This is a genomic window from Variovorax sp. Varisp46, assembly GCF_059491885.1.
The window spans coordinates 5,280,493-5,294,364 of sequence record NZ_CP168515.1 but is presented as its reverse complement, the minus strand read 5'-3'; the positions used below and the strand labels follow the sequence as shown (position 1 = coordinate 5,294,364).

The following is a 13,872-nucleotide window of genomic DNA, read 5'->3' as shown; positions in this document are numbered from 1 at the left end:
ACCCGACCATGCACGTGACCCGTTTCAACGAAGCGCCGCACTACGAGGCGCCCAACCATTTCGACATGCGTTGCCTGCGGCTGCAAGGCAAAGAGGCCGGGCCGTCCACGCAGATGTGGATGGGCGTGAGCCAGATCCTTCCCGGCGGCCACACCGGTCTCGACGGCTCGCCGATGGAAAAGCTGTATCTCGTGCTCGAAGGCCAGCTGCACGTGGTCGGCGAGATCGACGGCGCACACCAGGAAGACGTGCTCGAGCCCTACGACAGCTGCCGCTTCGCACCCGGCGAAAAGCGCCAGCTGGAGAACCGGAGCAACCGGCCGGTGCTGGTCGCGCTGGTGATGCCGAACGCGCCACCGGCGTAGCGGCCTCCCCTCTTTCGGTCATTCATCGCTCATCGAACAATTCAACGGAGACAAGACGCATGAAGAAGACATCCCCATGGAGCCGCAGGCAGACACTGGCGGCGGCAGCAGCCTTGGCCGCCTGCGCGCTGACCGGCGCCCACGCACAGGGCCCGTGGCCGGGCACGCAGCCGATCAAGCTGGTCGTGCCCTTCACCGCAGGCAGCGGCACCGACATCGTCGCACGCCTCGTGGCCGAGAAGCTCGGGCCCGCACTGGGCACCAGCGTGATCGTCGACAACAAGCCCGGTGCCGGAGGCACGCTGGGCGCGGCCATTGCGGCCAAGTCGCCGGCCGATGGCTACACGCTGCTGGTGCATTCGGCCGGCCACCTCGTGAACCCGTGGATCTACAAGGGCCTGTCGTACGACACGATCAAGGACTTCACCGGCATCACGCCGATGGCCAGCCTGCCCAACGTGCTGGTCACCGCGCCCTCGCATTTCGCGAACGTGCAGGACCTCGTCGCGAAGGCCAAGGCCAAGCCCGGCGGTTTCAACTACGGCTCGGCGGGCAACGGCTCGGCCACGCACATGAACGCCGAGGTGTTCCGCCTCGCGGCCGGCATCGACGCGCAGCACGTGCCGTTCCGTGGCACGCCCGAGGCCATGACCGAGGTGATGGCCGGGCGCGTCGACTGGTTCTTCGCGCCGATGGTGTCCGCCCTGCCGCTCATCAAGACCGGCAGGCTGCAGGCGCTGGCCGTGGGTACGGGCAAGCGCTCGTCGGCGCTGCCCGATGCGCCGACCACCGCGGAGGCCGGCGTGCCGGGCTCGGAGTACCTGTTCTGGGTCGGTCTGTTCGCGCCCGCGAAGACGCCGCAGCCGGTGGTCGACCGGCTGCAGGCCGAGGTCGCGAAGATCATGGTGTCGCCCGAGCTGAAGGAACGGCTGGAGAAGCTCGGTGCCGAGCCGTTCACCATGCCTTCGGCGCAGTTCAACAAGTTCCTCGTGGACGAGACCGGCAAGGCCCAGCAGGTGGTCAAGGCCGCGAGCATCAAGGTCGACTGACATGACCCGCACGCTCTTCACGGCGGCCGCCCTCGTCGCCGGCTTTCTCATGCCCGGCGCCGCACAGGCGCAGCCGGCCGACCTCGTCGTCATCAACGCGAAGATCGCCACGCTCGATGCCGCCGGCACCACCGCGCAAGCACTCGCCGTGCGCGACGGCCGCATCGTGGCCGTCGGCAATGCCGCGCAGATGCGCGCACTCTCGGGCTCCGCGACACGCGCCGTCGATGCGGGCGGACGCACCGTCATTCCCGGTCTCATCGACTCGCACATGCACGCGGTGCGCGCGGCGTTGAGCTATTCGACCGAAGTCAACTGGATCGGCGCAGGCACCATCGCCGAAGCCATGGCGCGCATCCGCACCGCCGCTGCCAATGCCCGCCCCGGCGGCTGGCTGATCGTTGCAGGCGGCTGGACTGAGCAGCAGTTCGCCGAGCGCCGGCGTCCGACGATGGCCGAGCTGCAGGAGGCCGCGCCGGACCACCCGGTGTACGTGCAGCTCTTCTACGAAGCGGTGGTGATGACGCCCAAGGCGCTCGAGGCACTCGGCGTTCCCGCCGGCACCCTGCCTGCGGGCATGAAGCCCTCGCCCGACGGTGCGCCGGGCTGGATGACCGGCGACATCGTCGGCATCTCGGCCCTGTTCGACAAGCTGCCCAAGCCGACCTACGACGACAACGTAGCGGGCACGCGCGCCTTCTTCACCGAGCTGAACCGGCTCGGCATTACCGGCCTGGTGGACCCGGGCGGCTTCAGCATTGCGCCCTCGCAGTACGCGGCGCTGTTCGAGCTGTGGCGCGAGAAGGCGCTGACGCTGCGCGTGGCCTACAGCGTGTTCGCACAGAAGCCCGGCGCCGAGCTGCAGGAGTTTCGCGACCTCACGCAGATGCTGCCGATGGGCTTCGGCGACGACATGCTGAAGTTCAACGGCCTGGGCGAGCGCGTGACGCTCGCGATGTACAACAACAACTTCCCCGACGAGGCAGTGAAGGCGAAGTTCTATGAGCTCATCAAATGGGCGGCCACGAAGAAGCTCGCGGTCACCATCCATTGGCAGGAGAACGGCTCGGTCGATCATCTGCTCGGGCTGTACGAAAAACTGAACGCCGAGGTGCCAATCAACGGCCTGCGCTGGTCCATCGCGCACCTGGACGATGCTTCGCCCGAGACGCTCGCGCGCATGAAGGCGCTGGGCATCGGCTGGACGATGCAGGACGCGATGTACTTCCAGGGCGATCGCGCGCTCGCCGTGCGCGGCGACGCAGCGCGCCGCATGCCGCCCATCGGCACGGCCCTGCGCGCCGGCGTGAACGTGGGCGCTGGCACCGATGCGCATCGCGTGGCCTCGTACAACCCTTTCGTCGCGCTGCAGTGGATGCTCGACGGCAAGACCGTGAGCGGCAAGACGATGCGCGGGCCCGACGAGACACCCACGCGCGAGCAGGCGCTGCGGCTCTACACGGCGGGCAGCGCGTGGTTCAGCTTCGACGAAGGCAGGCGCGGCACGCTGGAGGTCGGCAAGCTCGCGGACTTCGCGGTGCTCGACCAGGACTTCTTCACCGTGCCGCTGGAGCGCATTGGCAAGACCACTTCGCTGATGACCGTGGTGGGCGGGCGCGTGGTCTACGCCGCGCGGCCTTTCGAGGCGGCGGGCACTTCGGTGGCCGTGGCGCCGTAAGACAAGGCGGGCTCCAACGCGTGCCGCACGCGCTCGCGCAGCACCGGCAGCACCTCGCTCTCGAACCACGGGTGGTGCTTGAACCAGCCCGTGTTGCGCGGCGACGGATGCGGCAGCGGAATGAAGCGCGGTGCGTAGTCGGCAAAGGCCTCGACCGTCTCGGTCACGTTGGCGCGCGCGGTCTTGCCCAGGAAGTGGCGCTGCGCGTACTGGCCGATGAGCAATGTCAGCTCGATGCGCGGCATCTGCGCGAGCAGCCTGTCTTGCCACAGCGGCGCGCATTCCTTGCGCGGCGGCAGGTCGCCGCTGTTACCGCGGCCGGGATAGCAGTAGCCCATCGGCATGAGCGCGATGCGTGCCGCGTCGTAGAAAGTGGCGCGGTCGACGCCGAGCCAGCGGCGCAGTTGCTCACCGCTCTTGTCGTCCCACGGCACGCCGGTCTTGTGAACGGTGAGGCTGGGCGCCTGCCCGACGATCAGCAGCCGCGCGCCGGCACTGGCCTGCACAACGGGACGCGGCCCCAACGGCAGGTGTTCGGCGCAGACGCGGCAGCTGCGGATCTCGGCGAGCAGCGCGTCCACGGGCCTCAGCCGGCGAACGGACGGAAGAAAGCGTTGAGTTCGCTTCCCGCCGCAGCATCCGCGAAACCGTCGAAGCGGCCCTCGTCCGCGAGCGTGCGCGCGGCGCGCATGAAGCCGCCCCAGGCCGCGCGCGCCATGCCGCCGCCCACGCTGACGCGGCGCACGCCCAGTTCGGCGATGTCCACCATGCGCAGTTCGCTGACCCCGCCGACCAGCAGGTTGACCGGCTTGGGCGCCACGGCCGCGACCACCGCCGCGATCTGCTCGCGGGTCTTGATGCCGGGCGCGTAGAGGCAGTCGGCGCCCGCGTTCGCGTAGGCCTTGAGCCGCGCGACGGCGTCGTCGAGGTCGGGCCGGCCGACAAAGAAGTTCTCGGCGCGGCCCACCAGCAGCACGTCGGCGCCCGAGGCGTCGATGGCCTGGCGCGCGGCGCGCATGCGCTCGACCGCCCCGTCGATGGCAAAGAGCGGATCGGCCGCGTTGCCGGTCGAGTCCTCGATCGACAGGCCCGCCACGCCGGTCTCGATGGCCAGGCGCACGCTCTCGGCCACGCCTTGCGCGTCGACGGCAAAACCGTTCTCGAAGTCGGCGTTCACGGGCAAGTCGGTGGCATCCACCAGCTCACGCAGATGAGCAAGGATCGATTCGCGCGACATCGCGCCGTCGGCATGGCCTTGCGACCACGCGAAACCGGAGCTGGTGGTGGCCAGTGCCTTGAAGCCCAGGCCTTCGAGGTAGCGCGCGCTGCCCGTGTCCCAGGGGTTCGGGATGACGAAGCAGCCTCGTTCGTGAAGGGCGCGGAAGTCGGCGCGTTTCTGGGCGACGGTGCGGGTCATGGGAGCCTCATCTTTCTGCGTGCGTGGCAACAACGAGCCCTGCATTCTGACGCAGCCCCCGCGGCCCGGCGCTCTGGGTCAGCACTCCACCACGTTCACCGCGAGCCCGCCCAGCGAGGTTTCCTTGTAGGTGGACTTCATGTCCTCGCCGGTCTGCTTCATCGTGCGGATCACGGCGTCGAGCGACACGTAGTGGCTGCCGTCGCCGCGCAGCGCCATGCGCGCCGCGTTGATGGCCTTCACCGCGCCCATCGCGTTGCGCTCCACGCAAGGGATCTGCACCATGCCGCCCACCGGGTCGCAGGTCAGGCCCAGGTTGTGCTCCATGCCGATCTCGGCCGCGTTCTCGACCTGCGCGGGCGTGGCGCCGAGCACCGCGGCCAGTGCGCCGGCCGCCATCGAGCAGGCCACGCCCACCTCGCCCTGGCAGCCGACCTCAGCGCCCGAGATCGATGCGTTGGCCTTGTAGAGCATGCCGATGGCGGCGGCGGTGAGCAGGAAATCGACGATGCCGTCGTCGCTCGCCTGCGGCGCGAAGCGCTGGTAGTAGTGCATCACGGCCGGCACCACGCCCGCCGCGCCGTTGGTGGGCGCGGTGACCACGCGGCCGCCGGCCGCGTTCTCTTCGTTCACCGCCATCGCGAAGGCATTGACCCAGTCCATCACCGCGAGCGGGTCGGCCGCGCCGGCCTGCGCCAGCAGTTCGCGGTTCAGCTCGGGCGCGCGGCGGCGCATGCGCAGCGGCCCGGGCAACGCGAGCGCGGCCAGCGGGTTGTCGATGCCGAAGCCGCGTTGCACGCACTGCTGCATCACGCTCCAGATGCGCAGCAGGCCGCTGCGCACTTCGGCTTCGGGCCGCCACACGCATTCGTTGCGCATGACCAGCGCGGCCACGCAGAGGCCGGTGGCGCGGCACTGCGCCATGAGCTCGTCGCCGGTCGAGAAGGGATGCGGCACGCTGGACGCGGCGGCCGCCGTCTCGGCCACGGCCTGCCCGCCTTCGACCACAAAGCCGCCGCCGACCGAGAAGTACGCGGCCTCGGCCAGCATGGCACCATCGGCCGCGAAAGCCGTGAAGCGCATGGCGTTCGGGTGCTCGGGCAGCGACTCCTCGCCGCGAAAGGCAATGTCGCGCACGCGGTCGAAGGCGATGGGTGTGGTGCCCAGCAGGCTCAGTTGCCCGGTGCGGCGCAGTGCATCCAGGCGGGGCTGCACGGTCTCGGGCCGCACGGTGTCGGGCGCGTCGCCGAAGAGCCCGAGGATCACGCCCTGGTCGGTGGCGTGGCCGTGGCCGGTCGCGCCGAGCGAGCCGAACAGGTCCACATGCAGCCGCGCGACCCGCGCCAACACGCCTTGCCGTTCGAGCGACTGCGCGAACATGAGCGCGGCGCGCATCGGCCCCACGGTGTGCGAACTCGAAGGGCCGATGCCGATCTTGAAGATGTCGAAGGCGGAGAGCATCAGCGCATCATGCGACGGGAAGCTGCTGCTTGACCAGTGCCACCCAGTAGGCGGCACCCAGCGGCAGGATGTTGTCGTTGAAGTCGTAGTACGGGTTGTGCACGTTCGGGTCGTTCGGGCCTTCTCCTGCACCGATGCCGATGTACGCACCCGGGCGCTTCTGCAGCATGAACGCGAAGTCTTCCGAACCCATGGCCGGCGGAATGTCGGTGTGCACCTGCGCGCGCTCGACCAGGCTGGCGGCGGCGGCGATGGCGGCGTCCGTCTCGGCGGGCGTGTTGACCACGCCGGGGTAACCACGGCGATAGTCGAGCGTTACCTTCGCGCCGTGCGTGGCGGCCACGCCGTCGCAGATCTGCTGCATGGCCGCCTGGGTCTTGCCCTGGATGGCGGCATCGAGCGTGCGCACGGTGCCGCGCAGCACCACCGTTTCGGGGATCACGTTCCAGGTGTCGCCGCCGTGGATCTGCGTGACACTGACCACGGCCGAGTCGGTCGCGCCGGTGCGGCGGCTCACGATGGTCTGCAATGCATTGATGAGCTGGGCCGAGACCACGACCGAGTCGATGCCGGTCTCTGGCATGGCGCCGTGGCTGCCCTTGCCGGTGATGATGATCTCGAAGGTGTCGAGATAGGCCGTCATCGTGCCCTTGCGGATGGCGAACTGGCCGCGCGGCAGCGCCGGGAAGTTGTGCATGCCGTAGACGGCATCGGCCGGAAACTGCTCGAACAGGCCCTCCTCCACCATCACGCGACCGCCGCCTTCGTTCTCCTCGGCGGGCTGGAACACGAACTGCACCGTGCCCTTGAAGGGCTTGTGGCGCGACAGGTGCTCGGCCGCGCCCAGCAGCATGGCGGTGTGGCCGTCATGGCCGCAGGCGTGCATCTTGCCCACGCACTTGGAGGCATGCGCCTGCGTGCCCAGCTCCTGCATGTTGAGCGCGTCGAGGTCGGCGCGCAGCGCGATGCTCGGGCCTTCTCCGTTCTTCAGCGTGCCGACCACGCCGGTGCCGGCCAGGCCGCGATGCACCGACAGGCCCATCAGCATCAGCGCGTTGGCAACGACGTTGGCGGTGCGGTGTTCCTCGAAGGCGGTCTCGGGGTTGGCGTGGATGTCGCGGCGCCAGCTCAGCATGCGGGCGCGGGTGTCTTCGGCAATTTCGGGATCGCGGTACATGGGATTGATCTCGGTGGATGAACAGGAACTGGATGGACTTTGCGGGGAACACCGCGGAACCGGCTTTGCCGGGCCGCAGGTGTTGCCCCCGGTAGGGGGTTGGCGAAGCGACACGAAGTGCGCGAAGCCTGGGGGCGAGCCTTGGTTGTCAGTGGAAGAATTCGGCGATCAACGTAGCGCCGAGGAAAGTGCCGGCCGTGGCTGTGAGCGACACCACCACGATGCGCCAGCCCAACTGGCGGAACATCGGCACGTCTTTCGCAACCGAGAAGCCGGCCAGTGCCAGCACGGGCGTGGTGAAGGCCAGGAAGTTGAGCTTGCCGGTGAGCGCGATCAGCGCGTCGGAGAACGGAAACAGCCCCGGAATGCCCGCCACGGTAGCCACCACCGACAGCACCAGCACCATCGGCAGGCGCGGCGCGAGGCGCTTGATGCCCTCGACCGTCAGCGCGATCAGCGCCACCACAGCCATGCCTTCGAGCGACACCAGCATCGGCACCTTGTAGGTCAGCGAATTGCCGATGAGCACGCCGCCCCCCACCACCGCCCAGGCGATGAGCGTGTCGCGCAGCGACATCGCGCCGCCGTGCGGCATGCCGGCCTGCGCAATCTGCGACATGGCCCCCGTGCCAGCCGCCGCCTGCGCGCCGCGCTTCGAGAGGCGGCCCAGCACCGGCTCCAGCTTGCCGTAAAGCCACGAACACAGCGGCAGCGACAGGAACAACGTGAAATAGAAGCCGGCCACAGTGGTCAGCAGGTTCGAAGCGGCGGCAATGGCGGTGAGCTGCGGCAGCATCTCGGCCGGCTGCTGCGCGGCGATGGCGCCCAGTGCCGCCGCCATCAGGCTGCCCGAGCCCACGCCGGCGCCCATGGCCAGCGAGCGTGGGTCGAAGATGTGCAGGCTGGCGATGAAGCCCGCCAGCACCGCGATGAAGAGCGCGCCCAGCACCGTGCCGGTGATGTACTCGGCCAGCACGCCGCGGCCTTCGGGCGAGGCCATGCCGTACTTCTCGCCGATGATCACCAGGTTGCCCTCGCGGCCCACCGAGAAAGTGGCGCCCACGGCTTCGCGCTTGATGCCCAGCAGCAGCGCCAGCGGCAGGCCCAGCGCCAGCGTGCCCAGCGCATGGCCGAACTCCTGGAACAGCAGCGCCCAGCCGGCCTGCTTCACCTGCGGCAGCGCGGCGCCGACCGTGAGGCCCAGTTTCACCACGAACAGCAGCAGGCCCGCGTTCAGCAGGCCACCGGCGAACGACTGCTCGGCCGTGGCCACGCGCAGCACGACCGGCACGCGGCGCTGCGCAATGCCCCACGCGGCCGCGATCAGCAGCGCCCACAGCATCGGCAGCAGCGCCACCTTGCCCGGGCCGACGCTGAACTGCACCGGCCCGATCAGCTCGGCCGCGGCCACGATGGCCAGGGTGACGAGCGCGAGCTTGAGTTTTCCGGAGGCGCTCGAGGGCGCGGCGGTGGCGAGAACGGAGGCTGCAGAGGTCATCGGTGGGGGCTCATCTGGCGCGGTTGGAACGAATGCCGGCAAGTTTCCGCATGTAGGCCTATTGCATCAATGACAGTAAATCGAGATATTCGATGCATTGAATGCAACACTCAGGAGGCCGGGCCATGGACGACAAGCTCGACACGCGCCGCGTGCGCTACTTCATGCAGGTGCTCGACAGCGGCTCGGTGCGCGGTGCTGCCGACGTGCTCGACATGGACCCCTCGGCCGTGAGCCGCGCCATCGGCATCCTGGAGCAGGAGTGTGGCGTGCCGCTGCTGGAGCGCCACGGCCGCGGCGTGGTGGCCACCGACGCGGGCGAAATGCTGGCCGGCTACGTGCGGCGCCAGAACAGCCAGAAGCAGCACCTCATGGCGCAGATGGATGGCATCCGCAAGATCGAGCGCGGCCACATCGACATCGTGGCGGGCGAGGGCTACATCGACTGGCTCATGCGCCGCAGCCTGCGCGACTTCATGACCACGCACCCGAAGATCACCGTCGACCTCGACGTGGCCAGCACCGACGAGATCGTGCGCCGCGTGGTCGAGGAGCGCGCCCACATCGGCATGCTGTTCCAGCCGCCGAAGGACGAACGGCTGACCTCGCACCAGTCGCACCCGCAGCCGATCCAGGCGATGGTGCTGCGCTCGCACCCGCTCGCGCAACTGGGCCGCCCGCTCAAGCTGGCCGACCTGTTGCCCTACCCCGGCGCCACGCTGCACCGCAACTTCGGCGTGCGCCAGCACATCGAGGCGGCCGAGATCAGCGAAGGCGTGCGCCTGCCTTCGGTACTGACCACCACCTCGTTCAGCGCGCTGGGCCACTTCGTGTCGGCCGGGCTCGGCTACACGCTGGGCACGCGCATCTCGCTCACGCCCAATGCCAGCAACCCCGAGCTGATCGAGCTGCCGATGAAGAACCCGCTGCTGTCGCAAGGGCGCTCGCACATCGTGTCGCGGCACGGCCGCATGCTGTCGCCGGCTGCAGCGGAGCTGCTGCGGCGCATCGTGGCGGACATGCGGCGCTATGCCGACGAGACGCCCGGCAAGGAGAAGCGCGCGGCCACGCGCGGCCGGGCGGCCGCGGCATGACTGGCCGCATTGCGCGCCCGGCCCTTTCGGTGTTCTGATCGGGCCCCATGTCCTACGTCATTGCGCTTTTCATCCACCTGCTGTGCGCCGCCTTCTGGGTCGGCGGCATGGCCACCATGCACTTCGCGGTGCGCCCGTCGGCGGTCGCCACGCTGGAGCCGCCGCTGCGGCTGCGCATGATGGCCGCGACGCTGCGGCGCTTCTTCGTCGGCGTGGATGCGGCCGTCACGCTGCTGTTCGTGACCGGCGTGACGATGATCCTCTCGGCCGGCGGCTTCCGCGCCGTGCACTGGCGCATCGAGGCGATGATGAGCATCGCGATCGTGATGGCCGCGATCTATGTCTACATCCGCGCGTCGGTGTTCAGGGCGCTGCGGCGCGCGGTGGACGAAAGCGCATGGCCAGCGGCGGCCGCGCGGCTGAACACCGTGCGCCAGCTGGTGATGGTGAACCTGGCGCTGGGGGTCGTGGTGTTCGGGGTGGCGACCATGGGACGGGCGGGGTAGGCAGCGCCCGCCACGCCCCCCTGCCTCACGAAGCCTGGGCGAAACGGTAGTCCAGGTGCGTCACCAGCGCCGAGCCGTCGGCGCGCACGGGCACCAGCTTCATCTCGCCGGGTGCGAGGCCGTCGAGCAGCCGCTTTCCCGCGCCCAGCAGGTTCGGCGCGACGTGGATCGTGCATTCATCGAGCAAGCCTGCCCTGATGGCCTGGCGGACGGTGTCGATGCCGCCGGAGATGCGCACGTCCTTGCCGCCGGCCGCGGCCTTGGCTTGCGCCAGCGCGCTCGCGAGGCCGTCGGTCACGAAATGGAAGGTGGTGCCGCCCTGGCGCACCCAGGGTTCGCGGGGCGAATGCGTGAGCACGTACACGGGCCCGCGGAACGGGGGGTTCTCGGGCCAGCCGACCTCGCCTTCGTCGAACATGCGCCGGCCCATGACGTAGGCACCGGTGCGTGCGAACACATGCTGGACCCGCGCGTCGTCGGGTGTGCCCTGCTCGCCACCTCCGCCGGGAATGCCGAGGATTTCGCGGAAGGTGGCGGTCTGGAAGATCCAGCCGTGCATGGCTCGGCCACCGTCGCCCATCGGATTGCCGGGGCTGGCGTTCGGACCGGCCATGTACCCGTCGAGCGAGATGCCCACGTCGAAGAAGACCTTGCTGCTCATACGTCGCTTTCCGGCGGCGAAGCCGGCCTGGGTTGCAGAGAAGGCGGAGTCTATGCGCGAGCCCGCCCGCTGCAAACAGGGGGCGGGCTCGCGCATATCGGCGAAAAGGCTCAGGCCAGATTCAGCTCGACATGGATGTTGCCGCGCGTGAGCTTGGAGTAAGGACAGGTCTGGTGCGCGGTGTCGACCACGGCGCGCGCGGTCTCGCGGTCCAGGCCCGGCAGGCTCACGTCCAGGCGCGCCTGCAGCACGTACTGGCCTTCCTGCAGCACCAGGTCGACCTCGGCATCCACCGCCAGGTCGGCCGGCAGCTTGACCTTCAGGCCGCCCGCGGCCTTGCCCATGGCACCGATGAAGCAGGCCGACCAGCCGGCCGCGAACAGTTGCTCGGGGTTGGTGCCCGTGCCGTTGCCGCCGGGGGGCGACAGCTGGATGTCGAGGTTGCCGTCGCTGCTGCGCGATGCGCCCTGGCGGCCGCCGGTGGTGTGGGTCTTGCCGGTGTAGAGAACTTGCTTGTCGGTCATGGTGCTTCTTTGGATGAGAGGGGATCGTGGTGGAAGTGGCGTTGTGCGGGCCGGGCTCAGAGGGCCAGGCGGTCGATGCCGTGGGCCGTGGCAACGGCCTGGGCGCGCACCGCGGCGCGGTCCAGCGTGCTGGTGAAGCGCTCGTCGGGGCCGGCGCCTGCACCGTCTGCGTAGATGTTGCCGGCGCGGGCCGCGGCGATGGCGCCGGCGCGAGCCTGGGCACGGTCGCTCAGGCCGGCCATGACGGCGGGCACGCCTGCGGTGGCGCCGTCGGCGTACGGGTCGGCACCGTGGGCGGCGACCACACCCGCGGCTTGCACGGCGGTGCGGCTGGCGGACGACTGGAATTGCAGGACGCCCTGGTAGTCCTCTGCGCTGGCGCCGATGGCGAAAGCGGAAAGAGCGGCGGCGGCGATCAGGAGCTTGGTGGTTTTCATGGCAATGTCTTTCAAAGACGAAGGGTGAAGGAGTCGGTTGAACACCATCGCCTCCTCGGTGCATGTGTCGTCGGTGGCGATGCATGAATTACATCGGCGGGCTGTATCCACGATGTGTCGGGCCACCGGCAGATTTGCATGCGCGTGTGTACGCTGCGCCGGCCAGACACAGTGGCGTACAAACCGAAAGAGAAAACCGAAGAGCGGGCGCTCAGGAGCAGCCTGGCGGCCGGGCTGCAGCTAGGCGGCCGGGCCCTTGAGCTCGACGGTGTTGCCGTCGGGGTCGCTCAGGTAGATCGACGGGCCGTAGCCCTCGGCGCCGAAGTTGTTCTGCACATCGCCGTGAAGGGCCACGCCGTGGCGCGCCATCAGCGCGCGGATGTCCGCTTCGTCGAAGGGCTCGATGCGCAGGCAGAGGTGGTCGACGTTGCGGCCCTCGGCGCCGGGCAACGCACCGCCCTGGCGGCCCAGCGGGCCGTCGGGTGTGACGAGATCGATGAGGCTGGCGCCGGCACGCAGGTGCACCAGGCCCAGGTCGTCGCGGCGCTTCTCGACGTTGCATCCGAGCACGTCGACATAGAACGCGACGGCGCGTTCCATGTCCTTCACGCGCAGCACGATGTGGTCGATGCGCAGCACCGAGAACGGTGGGCGCACCGGTCTCGTCATGTGCGCCTCTTCAGACTACGCCGGCTGAGCGCAGGGCATCGAAGCGTGCCGCATCGATGCCCATTTCCGCCAGCACTTCCTGCGTGTGCTGCCCCAGCGCCGGCGGCGCATGGCGCAGCACCGGCGGCGTGGCCGTGAGCCGCAGCGGGCTCGCCACGCCGGAGATGCTGGCGATGCCGTCGCCCGCGTCGCGCGGCAGCGTGACCTTCAGGCCGCGCGCCTGGACTTGCGCATCGTCGAAGGCCTGCGCGATGTCATTGATCGGGCCGCAGGGCACGGCCTTGTCCTCGAGCAGCGCGACCCACGCGGCCGTGGTGCGGGTGCGCGTGAGTTCTTCCATCATGGGGATCAGCACCAGGCGGTGCTTCACGCGCAGCGTGTTGGTCGCGAAGCGTGCGTCGCTCGCCCATTCCGCGTGGCCGGCCGCTTCGCAGAAGCGCGCGAACTGCCCGTTGTTGCCGATGGCCAGCAGCATCGAACCATCCTGCGTCGGAAAGTCTTGATAAGGCGCGAGGCTCGGGTGCGTGTTGCCCTGGCGCCCGGGCGCCTTGCCGGTGTTGAGGAAGGCGCTGGCCTGGTTCGCGAGGATGGCCATGCCCACGTCGAGCAGTGCCATGTCGATGTGCTGGCCTTCGCCGGTGCGGTCGCGCACCTGCAGCGCCGCGAGGATGGCCGTGCTGGCGTAGACGCCGGTGAACAGGTCGGTCAGCGCCACGCCCACGCGCAGCGGGCCGCCGCCGGGCACGTCGTCGGGGCGGCCGGTGATGCTCATCATGCCGGTCATGGCCTGGATCATCAGGTCGTAGCCCGCGCGCTCGGCGTACGGGCCGTCGTGGCCGAAGCCGGTCACGCTGCAGTAGATGAGGCGCGGGTTGGCCGCGCGCAGGCTCTCGTGGTCGAGGCCGTATTGCTTCAGGCCGCCGGTCTTGAAGTTCTCCACCACGATGTCGGCCTGCGCCGCCATCTGCTTGAGCAGCGCCTGTCCGTCGGGCGTGGCCATGTCGATGGTGACCGAGCGCTTGTTGCGGTTGCAGGACGTGAAGTAGCTGGCCTGGTCGGTATCGTTGCCGTCCGCGTCCTTGATGAAGGGCGGGCCCCAGGTGCGCGTGTCGTCGCCGACGCCGGGGCGTTCGATCTTGACGACGTCGGCGCCCAGGTCCGCGAGGATCTGCGTGCACCACGGGCCCGCGAGCACGCGGGACAGATCGAGGACCTTGATGCCGTCGAGTGCCGCAGCAGGTTTGTTCATCGTCATCTACGTCAGTGTTGTCTTGCAGTTCGAGGGATGCCGCGGAACCGGCTTTGCCGGGCCGCTGGCATCGCCCCCTGAAAGGGG

15 protein-coding genes are annotated in these 13,872 nt (G+C 69.3%); 5 read left to right on the top strand and 10 right to left on the bottom strand.

Going from position 1 to position 13,872, the window contains the following annotated elements:
- Window positions 1-8: 8 nt before the first annotated feature.
- The 3 genes from ACEN9N_RS25130 to ACEN9N_RS25120 are packed head-to-tail and all read left to right on the top strand — an operon-like array spanning window position 9 to window position 3,092.
- Window positions 9-365: a cupin domain-containing protein gene (locus ACEN9N_RS25130; RefSeq protein ID WP_007832571.1), complete on the top strand. Its 357-nt coding sequence runs from the start codon at window positions 9-11 to the stop codon at window positions 363-365.
- 59 nt (window positions 366-424) lie between these two features.
- The gene (locus tag ACEN9N_RS25125; protein WP_413315032.1) at window positions 425-1,414 is read left to right on the top strand and encodes a tripartite tricarboxylate transporter substrate binding protein; all 990 of its coding nucleotides are present in this window, start codon (window positions 425-427) and stop codon (window positions 1,412-1,414) included.
- 1 nt (window position 1,415) lies between these two features.
- A complete protein-coding gene (locus ACEN9N_RS25120; RefSeq protein WP_413315031.1) occupies window positions 1,416-3,092 on the top strand; it encodes an amidohydrolase in 1,677 nt (558 codons plus the stop codon).
- Here the strand turns inward: ACEN9N_RS25120 and ACEN9N_RS25115 are convergent.
- The 5 genes from ACEN9N_RS25115 to ACEN9N_RS25095 form a co-directional block, all read right to left on the bottom strand.
- Window positions 3,038-3,673: a uracil-DNA glycosylase family protein gene (locus ACEN9N_RS25115; RefSeq protein ID WP_413315030.1), complete on the bottom strand. Its 636-nt coding sequence runs from the start codon at window positions 3,671-3,673 to the stop codon at window positions 3,038-3,040. The two genes, ACEN9N_RS25120 and ACEN9N_RS25115, sit on opposite strands and share 55 nt — an antisense overlap.
- Window positions 3,674-3,678: 5 nt before the next feature.
- Window positions 3,679-4,509, bottom strand: a complete 831-nt coding sequence (locus tag ACEN9N_RS25110; RefSeq protein ID WP_413315029.1) for an isocitrate lyase/PEP mutase family protein — start codon at window positions 4,507-4,509, stop codon at window positions 3,679-3,681.
- A gap of 78 nt (window positions 4,510-4,587) precedes the next feature.
- Complete coding sequence (locus ACEN9N_RS25105; RefSeq protein ID WP_495656422.1) at window positions 4,588-5,973, bottom strand: L-serine ammonia-lyase; 1,386 nt, start codon at window positions 5,971-5,973, stop codon at window positions 4,588-4,590.
- Between the two features lie 4 nt (window positions 5,974-5,977).
- Window positions 5,978-7,147 (bottom strand): M20 aminoacylase family protein, encoded by a 1,170-nt coding sequence (locus ACEN9N_RS25100; protein WP_495654773.1) that lies wholly within the window; start codon window positions 7,145-7,147, stop codon window positions 5,978-5,980.
- A 148-nt stretch (window positions 7,148-7,295) separates the two neighbouring features.
- On the bottom strand, window positions 7,296-8,645 hold the full coding sequence (locus ACEN9N_RS25095) for a DUF3100 domain-containing protein (protein ID WP_495654772.1): 1,350 nt from the start codon (window positions 8,643-8,645) through the stop codon (window positions 7,296-7,298).
- 125 nt (window positions 8,646-8,770) lie between these two features.
- Between ACEN9N_RS25095 and ACEN9N_RS25090 the strand changes: the two genes are divergently transcribed.
- Complete coding sequence (locus ACEN9N_RS25090) at window positions 8,771-9,739, top strand: LysR family transcriptional regulator (protein ID WP_413315026.1); 969 nt, start codon at window positions 8,771-8,773, stop codon at window positions 9,737-9,739.
- Window positions 9,740-9,786: 47 nt separating this feature from the next.
- The gene (locus tag ACEN9N_RS25085; RefSeq protein WP_413315025.1) at window positions 9,787-10,245 is read left to right on the top strand and encodes a CopD family protein; all 459 of its coding nucleotides are present in this window, start codon (window positions 9,787-9,789) and stop codon (window positions 10,243-10,245) included.
- 25 nt (window positions 10,246-10,270) lie between these two features.
- Here ACEN9N_RS25085 and ACEN9N_RS25080 read toward each other — a convergent pair whose 3' ends face one another.
- The 5 genes from ACEN9N_RS25080 to ACEN9N_RS25060 form a co-directional block, all read right to left on the bottom strand.
- Window positions 10,271-10,906, bottom strand: coding sequence for a dihydrofolate reductase family protein (locus tag ACEN9N_RS25080; RefSeq protein ID WP_007832585.1), 636 nt, complete (start codon window positions 10,904-10,906; stop codon window positions 10,271-10,273).
- Between the two features lie 110 nt (window positions 10,907-11,016).
- Complete coding sequence (locus ACEN9N_RS25075) at window positions 11,017-11,430, bottom strand: organic hydroperoxide resistance protein (protein WP_007832587.1); 414 nt, start codon at window positions 11,428-11,430, stop codon at window positions 11,017-11,019.
- A gap of 56 nt (window positions 11,431-11,486) precedes the next feature.
- Entirely contained in the window at window positions 11,487-11,867 is a 381-nt protein-coding gene (locus ACEN9N_RS25070; protein ID WP_042673279.1) for a hypothetical protein, read from the bottom strand.
- A gap of 240 nt (window positions 11,868-12,107) precedes the next feature.
- Window positions 12,108-12,536 (bottom strand): VOC family protein, encoded by a 429-nt coding sequence (locus ACEN9N_RS25065; protein WP_007832591.1) that lies wholly within the window; start codon window positions 12,534-12,536, stop codon window positions 12,108-12,110.
- 10 nt (window positions 12,537-12,546) lie between these two features.
- Window positions 12,547-13,791: a CaiB/BaiF CoA transferase family protein gene (locus tag ACEN9N_RS25060; RefSeq protein ID WP_495654771.1), complete on the bottom strand. Its 1,245-nt coding sequence runs from the start codon at window positions 13,789-13,791 to the stop codon at window positions 12,547-12,549.
- Window positions 13,792-13,872 lie beyond the last annotated feature (81 nt).

Coding starts and splice junctions, on each gene's coding strand:
- ACEN9N_RS25100 (WP_495654773.1), bottom strand. CDS start 7,147: ATGTACCGCGATCCCGAAATTGCCGAAGACACCCGCGCCCGCATGCTG.
- ACEN9N_RS25095 (WP_495654772.1), bottom strand. CDS start 8,645: ATGACCTCTGCAGCCTCCGTTCTCGCCACCGCCGCGCCCTCGAGCGCC.
- ACEN9N_RS25110 (WP_413315029.1), bottom strand. CDS start 4,509: ATGACCCGCACCGTCGCCCAGAAACGCGCCGACTTCCGCGCCCTTCAC.
- ACEN9N_RS25075 (WP_007832587.1), bottom strand. CDS start 11,430: ATGACCGACAAGCAAGTTCTCTACACCGGCAAGACCCACACCACCGGC.
- ACEN9N_RS25090 (WP_413315026.1), top strand. CDS start 8,771: ATGGACGACAAGCTCGACACGCGCCGCGTGCGCTACTTCATGCAGGTG.
- ACEN9N_RS25125 (WP_413315032.1), top strand. CDS start 425: ATGAAGAAGACATCCCCATGGAGCCGCAGGCAGACACTGGCGGCGGCA.
- ACEN9N_RS25130 (WP_007832571.1), top strand. CDS start 9: ATGCACGTGACCCGTTTCAACGAAGCGCCGCACTACGAGGCGCCCAAC.
- ACEN9N_RS25080 (WP_007832585.1), bottom strand. CDS start 10,906: ATGAGCAGCAAGGTCTTCTTCGACGTGGGCATCTCGCTCGACGGGTAC.
- ACEN9N_RS25120 (WP_413315031.1), top strand. CDS start 1,416: ATGACCCGCACGCTCTTCACGGCGGCCGCCCTCGTCGCCGGCTTTCTC.
- ACEN9N_RS25085 (WP_413315025.1), top strand. CDS start 9,787: ATGTCCTACGTCATTGCGCTTTTCATCCACCTGCTGTGCGCCGCCTTC.
- ACEN9N_RS25065 (WP_007832591.1), bottom strand. CDS start 12,536: ATGACGAGACCGGTGCGCCCACCGTTCTCGGTGCTGCGCATCGACCAC.
- ACEN9N_RS25060 (WP_495654771.1), bottom strand. CDS start 13,791: ATGACGATGAACAAACCTGCTGCGGCACTCGACGGCATCAAGGTCCTC.
- ACEN9N_RS25070 (WP_042673279.1), bottom strand. CDS start 11,867: ATGAAAACCACCAAGCTCCTGATCGCCGCCGCCGCTCTTTCCGCTTTC.